The following is a 7,697-nucleotide window of genomic DNA, read 5'->3' on the forward strand; positions in this document are numbered from 1 at the left end:
TTAAAGTTTAAATGCTTATTTTAAATAATTATAACATTAATTTATAAAATTACTATTTACTAATTATCTATTTTTAAACTGTTTATTTTATATATATAATATATAACTAATCATGTATATTTTTTGCTACAATATAAGTCTTAAGGGAGATAAATGCAAACTATTTTATTTACACTATTTTTAAGTATAGCACTATCAACAGTATTTAATATAATTTTAAAGAAAATTGGTATTTCACATATTATTGGATATATTTTAACAGGTACTGTTATTAGTTATATTTTTAATTTTAATAGTATTGATGTTGGTTCATTAGAGTTAATAGCAGAATTTGGTATTGTATTTTTAATGTTTACTATTGGTTTAGAAATGAGTATAGAAAGAATCAAAAGAATGAAAGAGATTCTTTTACTAAATGGCTTTTTGCAAGTTGGTTTAAGTGCTATTGTTATTTTCTTATTTTCTCATTTTGTTTTTAAAATACAAATTGTTCCCTCTGTTATTATATCACTTGCTTTTTCATTATCTTCTACTGCTATTGTATTGAGTTATTTAAAACATTCAAAAGATATTTATACGCCATATGGAGAAAAATCAACTGCAATTTTGATTTTTCAAGATTTAGCAGTAATTCCTATACTTTTACTAATTTCATTTTTAGCAAATGATTCTTTAGGTGTTTCTCAAATTATTTTAAATACACTTTTTTCTGCTTTTGTTGTGATATTATTTCTATTTACCATAGGAAAAAAGATAATGAATTGGCTTTTAAGATTCTCTTCAAATACTCAATTAGAAGAGTTATTTTTAGGATCAGTTTTTTCAATAGTAATGGGAGCATCAATCTTAGCTCATGAGATGGGCTTTACTTACTCTTTAGGTGCTTTTATTGCTGGTATGATAATAGCTGAAACAAAATATAGAATTAAAGTAGAATCTGATATTGCTTCTTATAAAGACTTTTTACTTGGTGCTTTTTTCTTTAGTGTGGGAACAAAAATAGATGTTTTTTATTTCTTTAATAATATACATTATATCTTTTTGATTTTTTTAGCAATTGTTTTAGTAAAAGCATTTGTAATTTATCTTATTATTAGAAGAAAATCAGCTAAAAGTACTGCTATTAAGTCTGCTTTATCATTGTGTCAAGTAGGGGAGTTCTCTTTTGCAATATTTGCACTTGCTTCAAGTGATGGACTACTTACAAGCGATTTATCAAACTTTTTGATATTAGTTACAGTATTATCTATGATTTTAACACCTTTTATAATAAGTAATATTTACAAAATTGCTTCATATTTTGAAGTAGAGTTTTATGAATCAGATAAAATTACACCAATTAAGGCAAAAAATCATGTAATTGTTTGTGGTTTTTCAACTCTTGGAAGAATAATATCAAGAACTTTAAAAGAAAATAATAAAGATTTTGTTATTATATCAGATGATTTAAGACATGTGCTACTTGCAAGAAAATTAGGTTATATGGCATACTTTGGTCACTTAGATAAGCAACCTGTACTAGAATCTCTTAAAGTTGAAGACTCTTCAAGTATTATAATAACTTTATCAAATACCAAAAGAAAAAGACTTATTTGTGAAGCAATATTAGCCTTTTATAAAGATGCAAATATCACTTTAAAGATAAATACAACTCAAGAGAAAAAAGATTTGAAAGACTTGAACATAAAGAACTTTGTTCATGCACATAAAGAAGTTGCAAGATTGTTAATTGATAAATCAATCTAATTTATAACATATTTATGTAAAAAATGTATAATCACAAAAATGTCACATTATAAGGTTTATAATAGATGAGAAAAAAGTTTACTTTTCAATTTTTATTAATAGGTATAATTTTAGCAGTTTTAGTTACAAGCTTAAGTCTTTATAACTTAAGAAATACTAACTTAAAATCTTCTATTCAACATGCACAAATTATAGCAAAGGTTGTAAAAAGTGGTCTTACTTCTCATATGATAAATGGCAATATGAATCAAGTTGATACTTTTATTAACTCAGTTGCTGGGATGAAAAATATAGAAGAGCTTTGGTTAATAAGAAGTGAACTAGTAAAAAAGCAATTTGGAAAAGAAGAGCTTAGAAACCCTAAAGATGATATAGATAAAGAGGCTATAAAAACAGGTCAACTTAAATATCAAATAAATGAAACTTTCACTAAAACAAGTATAAGAGTTACGGTTCCATATATTTCTACTATTGAAAATGGAATTGACTGTAATAAGTGCCACAATGTGCAATATGGTGAGACATTAGGTGCAGTTTCTTTGAAAATGGATATAAGTGATATAAAGCAAATTGGTCTTGAAATTACATATTTAATACCTTTTCTTATACTACTTGCAATCTTTTTAATAGTAATACTTGCAAGAAAAAATAGTGAACACTATATTTTAGTATTAGATAAGCTTGCAAAAAGTATAAAATTAGCAATTGCTGGAAGATTTAAAGAGATACCTCATGAGTCTTCAAAAACTAGTGAAGTTGATGCCTTAATTGATGATTATAATAAATTAATGTCAACATTTAGAGACACATCTTTGGATATTGAAAAAAGACTTCAAAAGTTTATTGGTCAAAAAGCTAACTCCTCACACATTAATCCACTTGAGAAATCAAAAGATATTATTAAAAATCTTTCAAATTTATATCAGTTTAAAAAAGAGATTGAGCTTGATAATAGTAAAAGTGAAATATATGATAGACTTGCTCAAGTATTTGAAAATCAATTTTTTATTAAAAACTTTGCTTTTTTTGAAATTGATTATACAAAAGAGAAAATGAGTATTGTCAAAATAGTTGGAAATGCTTTATATTGTAAAGATAATATAATTGATGATGCACAGCTATGTAGATGTGCTAGAACAAAAAATGATGTTGTTTCTGTTGATTATCATGCAAGCTGTCCTTATTTTAAAAAAGATGATAAATTTCATTATTGTTTAAATGTTGAAATAAGTCAAAATAGATATCTAATCATAAATTTTGTTTGTGATACAAAAATTCAATTAGAAGAGTTAAAAGATAAAATCTCTTTTGTAAAAAGTTATATAAATGAAGCTACTCCTTCAATAGAAGTTAAGATTTTAATGAATGCTTTACAAGAATCAGCTTTTGAAGATGGACTAACTGGACTTTATAATAGAAAATTTTTAGATGAACATACTAAAAAACTTGTTCCACAAACAAAAAGAGAAAATTTAAATATTGGTGTACTTTTACTTGATATGGATCACTTTAAAGCAGTAAATGATGAGTATGGGCATGATATTGGGGATAAAGTATTAAAAGAGTTAGCAAGAATACTAAATGAAACAGTAAGAGAATCTGATTTGATTATTAGATATGGTGGTGAAGAGTTTATTGTACTTTTAGTTGGTGTAAATAGTGAAGAAGATGCTTTAAATGTTGCAAAAAAAATAGCTAAAAAAGTAAGAGAAAATGAGATTGATGTTTATGCTGGTAATAAACTCAAAAAAACAATTAGTATTGGTCTTTCTATGTTCCCTCAAGATTCAAACTCACTTGAAGGAGTAATTAAAAATGCTGATATTGCACTTTATGAAGCAAAAAATAGTGGTAGAGATAAAGTAGTGAGATTTCATGAAAGTCAAATTACAAGTGTAGATCTATTTTAGGTTTTATCATAAGCTTGCAAGTTTACAGTTTTGTAAACTTGCAAGCTTTTAGACTCTATTTTAATAATTCATTAAATTTAGCTAACCATTGTGGATGTGCAGGCCAAGCAGCAGCTGTTACTAAGTTCGCATCTACAAGTGCTTCTTCAAAACCTATATCTTTCCATGTTCCTTTATTTAAGTTTACATCTGGTGCGCAAGCTGGATAGCAAGAACAAGTTCTTCCCTCAACTATATTTGCAGCAGCTAAGACTTGAATACCATGGCAAATTGATGCAATTGGTTTATTTTTTGAATTGAAATTTTTTACTATTTCTAAAACTCTTTGATTTAGTCTAATATACTCAGGAGCTCTTCCACCTGGAACTACTAAGGCATCATAATCATTTTCATCTATTTCATCAAATGTTGCATTTAATGTAAAATTATGACCTGGTTTTTCAGTATAAGTTTGATCTCCTTCAAAATCATGAATCGCAGTTTTAATTTGTTCACCTGCTTTTTTATCTGGACAAATAACATCAACTTTATGCCCTAACATAAGCAAACATTGAAATGGTACCATTAACTCATAATCTTCAACAAAATCACCTGCTAAAACTAAAATTTTTTTTGACATAATTCTCTCCTTTATTTTATAATTCTTGCTTCTTTAATAAACTTATCCATACCCATGCTATCATGTATAATAAATACAATTTCATTATCACTAATAACTGCTTTACCCTTACCAAGTTCTACACGACTTTCTGCATTGTAATAATCTCTTTCTTGATATTGAATAGTATAGATTTCATCCTCTTTAATATTCATATTTCTTAACTCAGTTTGAGTATGTGGTATAAACTCCATAATTCTCCTTTTTCCATACATAAACAAATTATGGTAAAATAATGATTATAATCTACTTATAAAAGAGTAAAAACTTATTATTAGGAGAAGTATGAATAGATTTTGTATAAAAGATGAAATTAAAAACTATGTATTTATTTTACTGGGTTCTATAACTTTATCTTTAGGTATAGTATGGTTTTTTATTCCAAATGGAATTATCACAGGTGGAACCGCTGGATTAGCTCTTCTTTTACACTATGCTAGCTCATATAGTGTTGGTTTTTGGATGGTTGCTGTAAATCTTCCTTTATTACTTTTAGGTATGAAATATTTAGGAAAATCTTTTGCAATTAGAACAGTAATCACAATTGTACTTATTTCAACATTTGTTGATGTTTCTTTTGAAATTTTACACATAAAAGCATTAGTTGAAGATGTAATACTTGCTTCAATTTTTGGTGGAGTTTTAATTGGAATAGGTCTTGCTTTTGTAATTAAAGGAAACTCTTCAGCAGGTGGTTCTACAATTATTGCAAGAGTTGTCTCTTCTAAAAGTGAAATAAAGCCAGGTCAAATTATTTTTATTATTGATTTTTTTATTATTTTATCTTCTTTATTTATATTTGATGAAACTGCAAAAGTTTTATGGAGTATTGTAAGTATTTATATTACTGCAATTGCTGTGGATAAAATATTAACAGGTAATTTAAATAAAAAAGTTGTTCATTTAGTAACTAATGAAGTTGAACAAATGAGCAGTTTAATAAAAGAGCATATAGGTCCTTATGGAACAGTAATTAATGGTACAGGACTTTATAATGAAAATAAAAAAATGATTTTAATAGTAATTGAAGTAACAAAACTACAATTATTGCGAGATTTGGTTAAAAAAAATGACCCTGAAGCATTTTTAATAATCAGTGAAGCAAATGAGATGCTAGGAAGAGGGCATTAACCTTAAAGTCTAAAGCTTTAAGGTTGCTACTACTTGAGCATGGTCTGATTGTAAAATTGAGCCATCTTTATTTTTTAATAGGTGATTATTAAAAAGCGAATACTCTAAAACATCAATATCTTTTGAAACAAATATATAATCAAGTATATTTCCTACAGATTTATAATAAGATGTAGCTTCTTTAGTTTTTGTTTTTTTCAAAGCTTTTTCATATGAGTCATATAAAAAGTACTCTTTCTTATTTTTAATATCATAATCTTTAGAAAATAAATCAATATCTAAAAGAGCTTTATTTGTAAGTATATCAATAACTAAAGAGTTTTGCCTATCATTTAAATCACCTAATGCAACTATTTTTTTTTGATTTTTTAAACTACTTAAAATATCAAGTGCAAGATGATAAGCTTCTGCTAATCTTTGCTTTAGTGATGATGCATTAAGACTATTCATAGCATATATTGATTTTTCTATTTTCAAATTTATTGTATCATCTTCATTGAACTTATATTCATACTCATTTAATCTATTAGATTTTAGATGAAATACATATATTAATATATCAGTGTTATTTATACTAATATTTGCTTTTATTGGCAATCTTGAAAAATAAAAAGGCTGTTTTATATCAAGCTTTTCTAAAACTTCTTCATTTACCTCAATAGTACTAAGTTTATTTATCTCGTATTTTGATGCAAGAGCAACAGTTGTAGAGATAAAAACTTTATCATTTTTTTTATCAGTTTTTGCAGTATCAACTATTTTAAAATATTTAAAACCTAACTGTTTTGTTAACTCTTTCAAAGCTTCGTATGAAAAAACTTCTTGAAAAGCTACAATATCACAATTCATTTGTTTTAACTGCTCTTTTATAAAACTATTTTTCTCTTCCCACTGTTTTATTTTAAATCTATCTTTTTGTACATACCAAGAATATGGAGGTTTTGCGTATTGAAATAGATTAAATGTTCCTACTTTTATATTCATAGTGAAATTTTACTATATTAACTTTAAACTAAAAAATCTTAGTTATACTTCTTTTTTAAAAAAGGAAAAAAATGGATATTTTAACTTTAGATTATGTAGATGTTTTTGATGAAAATAGAAGTAAAAAACTTTCATTCTCAAAAGAGTTATTAGATGAAAATATAAAAGAAAATTCACTTTTTGTTTTAAGAGTTGATGGCAAATCAATGCAACCTGTAATTAATCATAAAGCTTTAGTTGTTGCTGATTTATCTCAAAAAGATATAAAAAATGAGAAAATATATATTGTTTATTACAATAATAAGATGTGGATAAAAAAAGCACTTATAAAACAAAATAAAACGGTTTTTGTATCAATAAACAAAGATTATAGCCATTTAGTATATGAGTTTAAAGATGTACATGTTGTAGCAAAAGTCATATTGACTTTTACAAAATTTTGATTTTTGAATCTTAAATTTAATCTGTAAGAATATCAAAACATAAGATAAATCTACTTTGATTTATTTTAATAGTTTTTGAATAAGTTCTACACATATTTCCTGTTGCTTTTGAAATATATTTTTGGCTTAAAAACTCTTTTGTTTTGGACTCTTTTGTAATATAATAGTACTCTTTTAAATTATGGTCATCATTGTGCTTTGAAGCTTTGTAAAAACGATTTTGTATATTATTTATCAAAGTATCATTTATTTGGTTTCCCAAATTATAATCAATCAAATATATTGCTTCAATATTATTATTTTCTTTTAATATAAGCTCTAACTTTTCAAGATGAAAATTTTGTTCAAAAGAGATAGTTTTAACTACATCTTTTGTTAAGTGTTTCATTCTTTTTAAAATAGCTTGTTTTGTTTTCATATGCTTTTTTACGGCATCTTTATACTCTAATCCTATGATATTGATTTTATTAAGTAAAGACTCTTTTGTCTCTTTTTTTATTTCATCTATAGCTTTTTCAAAGTAAAAGCCTTGATATATTTCTATATGATTCTTCATACAAGTTAATATCTCTTCTTTTGTTTCTACTCCCTCAGCAAGTGTTAAAGCACCAATTTTATTAGAAATATCAACAATAGATTTTAAAATTGAACTATTTATATAGTTATTTTCAATATTTGATATTAAACTTCTATCTATTTTTACAATATCAGGTTGTATAATTGCTAATCTATCAAAACTAGAATAGCCAGTTCCAAAATCATCTATTGCAATAATAAAACCCAGATCTTTATATCTTTTACAAAATGTATTTAAAGCTTTTATAT

8 protein-coding genes are annotated in these 7,697 nt (G+C 25.3%); 4 read left to right on the forward strand and 4 right to left on the reverse strand.

Features of this window, described 5'->3' with window-relative positions; all coding sequences use genetic code 11:
• Nucleotides 1–153: 153 nt before the first annotated feature.
• The gene (locus ACTCCZ_RS10245) at nt 154–1,746 is read left to right on the forward strand and encodes a cation:proton antiporter domain-containing protein (RefSeq protein WP_079577165.1); all 1,593 of its coding nucleotides are present in this window, start codon (nt 154–156) and stop codon (nt 1,744–1,746) included.
• A 65-nt stretch (nt 1,747–1,811) separates the two neighbouring features.
• A complete protein-coding gene (locus ACTCCZ_RS10250; RefSeq protein WP_079577166.1) occupies nt 1,812–3,656 on the forward strand; it encodes a GGDEF domain-containing protein in 1,845 nt (614 codons plus the stop codon).
• 55 nt (nt 3,657–3,711) lie between these two features.
• Here the strand turns inward: ACTCCZ_RS10250 and ACTCCZ_RS10255 are convergent, their stop codons facing one another.
• Both ACTCCZ_RS10255 and ACTCCZ_RS10260 read right to left on the reverse strand, forming a co-directional pair.
• Entirely contained in the window at nt 3,712–4,275 is a 564-nt protein-coding gene (locus ACTCCZ_RS10255) for a DJ-1/PfpI family protein (protein ID WP_196778243.1), read from the reverse strand.
• 11 nt (nt 4,276–4,286) lie between these two features.
• Entirely contained in the window at nt 4,287–4,508 is a 222-nt protein-coding gene (locus ACTCCZ_RS10260) for a hypothetical protein (RefSeq protein ID WP_079577168.1), read from the reverse strand.
• A gap of 91 nt (nt 4,509–4,599) precedes the next feature.
• On the opposite strand from ACTCCZ_RS10260, the gene ACTCCZ_RS10265 reads away from it, so the two are divergent.
• Entirely contained in the window at nt 4,600–5,445 is an 846-nt protein-coding gene (locus ACTCCZ_RS10265; RefSeq protein WP_079577169.1) for a YitT family protein, read from the forward strand.
• A gap of 9 nt (nt 5,446–5,454) precedes the next feature.
• On the opposite strand, the gene ACTCCZ_RS10270 is transcribed toward ACTCCZ_RS10265, so the two are convergent.
• Nucleotides 5,455–6,429, reverse strand: coding sequence for an endonuclease/exonuclease/phosphatase family protein (locus ACTCCZ_RS10270; protein ID WP_079577170.1), 975 nt, complete (start codon nt 6,427–6,429; stop codon nt 5,455–5,457).
• A 71-nt stretch (nt 6,430–6,500) separates the two neighbouring features.
• Here ACTCCZ_RS10270 and ACTCCZ_RS10275 point away from each other — a divergent pair, with 71 nt between their 5' ends.
• The gene (locus tag ACTCCZ_RS10275) at nt 6,501–6,872 is read left to right on the forward strand and encodes a S24 family peptidase (protein ID WP_079577171.1); all 372 of its coding nucleotides are present in this window, start codon (nt 6,501–6,503) and stop codon (nt 6,870–6,872) included.
• A gap of 16 nt (nt 6,873–6,888) precedes the next feature.
• Here ACTCCZ_RS10275 and ACTCCZ_RS10280 read toward each other — a convergent pair.
• The coding region (locus ACTCCZ_RS10280; RefSeq protein WP_463187311.1) for an EAL domain-containing protein at nt 6,889–7,697 on the reverse strand (809 nt) is incomplete at its 5' end.

This window comes from Malaciobacter sp., from assembly GCF_055140965.1.